We start from the raw sequence: 2,196 nt of genomic DNA, 5'->3' as shown, positions 1-2,196 counted from the left end.
TGGCTTTCAGCATATAAATACTTCAATTGATCATGAGTGGCTAAGCGATCACCATCATCAGTTCTCATATAAGTTTTACCCTTAGCATTAATGGGCTTATCAGAAAACTGAGCAGGAAATATTTTAATTTGAATTAATCTTTTACCCTTAAATGTAGTTATTTTAACATCAGAATTTTGAATTACAGGCTTATTGATTACAGTAGAGTTGCTATTATCGTTAAACAATTCTTTTATTACATCATCAGGGTGATCAACACCTACAATTTTATAATGATGTGGTGTTGGTTCATCTACACCTAATACAATAAGACCACCATCTGTATTAGAAAATGAGCTTATTGTTTCCCATATACTTTTAGGCAATTTCCAACTAGCCTTTTTGAACTCTAAATGTAAACTCTCTTTTGGAGTTGTAAATTCAATTGCATCTACGTCTTTAACAAAATTAATAAAATCCATAAATTCACCTGTAAGTAAAAGAAAGAAAAAAGAAAGAAATACTGTTATATCAACATTTCAAGTTAGTTTTATCTTTATAAAAAAAGAAAAAGAAAAGTATTGACATTTGTATCATTTTGTGTATTGTAAGAACCGCGATATAATTTATAACTTTAATAATTATACCTTGAAATCTAAAATCACCCAAATTGATAAAAGTTAACAAACAACTAAGAAATACATTCCAATTAATTTAGCTCTGGTTAATTGCATAATAGGTAAGAGGTGGCTTATAAACTATAAAATATAATATTAAGCATTTTAATTGTAGGATTAAAAGATATCATAAAAAGATAGATAAAAATGTCTCTATAATTTTTCCTGTTGATAACTGATCTTCACGTTAAGCTGTTAACAGCTTTTTTATTGCATAAAAAAAGAGACCATCACGGCCTCCTTAATCCTTATTCTACTTATTATCTAATTCATCAAAGAAACCTTGCTTCTTCAAGATCTCTAAGTAGCGATGAACTGCGTCAGGCCAAGTTGGCAATGGCTTAAAGCCGTTCTCTACCAACTTGCTCTTATCAAGACGTGAGTTAAATGGACGAACTGCTTTGGACAAACCATATTCGGCAGTGGTAACTGGCGTTACCTTGGTGTCGTAACCAGCTTGACGGTAGATTTCCTTGGTAAAATCATACCAAGAAATGTAGCATCTCAATTTGGTTTGTATTGAGATCACTTATCATAAAAATTCTACTAATAAATTATCTCCAACAAAAAAGGGCCTACACCCTTCTCTACATCCTACCTTCGACTAATAAATCATCTAATCGATCAATATTGTTCAACAACACACGTTCATTTAGTGTTAATTGTCCCTTACTTTCCTGCTCAATCAAATACTTGTAGCAATCTGATAATACATCTTTCAAGGATTGATACGACTTCACATCATCACAATCGATCTGCTTCAACGCATCATAAGCAACATTAAAAATTGTGTTCTCACCAGCTAGATCAGTTAAACTATCTTTAATCTTGGTCAATAAGTGTAATAGCATATCCTTATTCTTCATCATACATCCTATTCTAAGTTAAAAATCATCCGCAATTTTGGATAGTCTTTAACATAATCTAAACGATAATCTTGAGCAAAACAAAATTCAATTTCTTTCATTCCATCAAAATCAGTTTTACTAAGTACATAGCATCATACAAAACGCCATTACTCAACTTCAGATAATGACTTGAATTTTAATATAAAAGGTTGTTCATGATTAATATATCATATTATAATGTCTTACCCAATTCCTTAATGTACTTGCGTAAAGCGTCGCGTGTTTCTGGATGCTTCAAACCATATTGAATGGAAGTTTCAAGATAGCCTTCCTTATTACCAACATCGAAACGTTGACCTTTAAAGACTTGAGCAAATACACGTTGTGTTTTATTCATTGTATCAATGGCGTCAGTTAATTGAATTTCACCGCCACGACCTGGCTTTTGATATTCCAAAACATCAAAAATTTCAGGCGTTAATAAGTAACGACCAATAATTGCTAAATCACTTGGAGCTTTATCAACATCTGGCTTTTCTACAAAACTCTTTACATTGTACAAATCATCACCAATCTTGCCATCTGGAGCAATCACACCATACTTAGAAACTTCCTTGTGTGGTACTTTCATAACGGCAATAGTTGAAGCATGAGTCTTGTCGTAATCGTTAATTAACTGCTTAGTCAAAGGA

3 protein-coding genes and 1 pseudogene are annotated in these 2,196 nt (G+C 32.0%); all 4 read right to left on the bottom strand.

The window, feature by feature from the left end; translation table 11 throughout:
- On the bottom strand, positions 1 to 461 hold a 461-nt coding region (locus WS44_RS09015), incomplete at its 3' end, for an ATP-binding protein (protein WP_046434078.1).
- A 448-nt stretch (positions 462 to 909) separates the two neighbouring features.
- Positions 910 to 1,155 (bottom strand): annotated as a pseudogene (locus WS44_RS09010) (sugar nucleotide-binding protein); the annotation flags it as partial.
- 88 nt (positions 1,156 to 1,243) lie between these two features.
- Entirely contained in the window at positions 1,244 to 1,507 is a 264-nt protein-coding gene (locus WS44_RS09005) for a hypothetical protein (protein ID WP_288145734.1), read from the bottom strand.
- Between the two features lie 229 nt (positions 1,508 to 1,736).
- On the bottom strand, positions 1,737 to 2,196 hold a 460-nt coding region (locus WS44_RS09000; protein ID WP_046434075.1), incomplete at its 5' end, for a sugar phosphate nucleotidyltransferase.

It is taken from the genome of Lactobacillus sp. N54.MGS-719 (genome assembly GCF_000980505.1).
Taxonomy (GTDB): Bacteria; Bacillota; Bacilli; order Lactobacillales; family Lactobacillaceae; genus Lactobacillus; species Lactobacillus amylovorus.
Note: the sequence above shows the minus strand (reverse complement) of the source record. Positions and strands in the feature narration are given on the sequence as shown.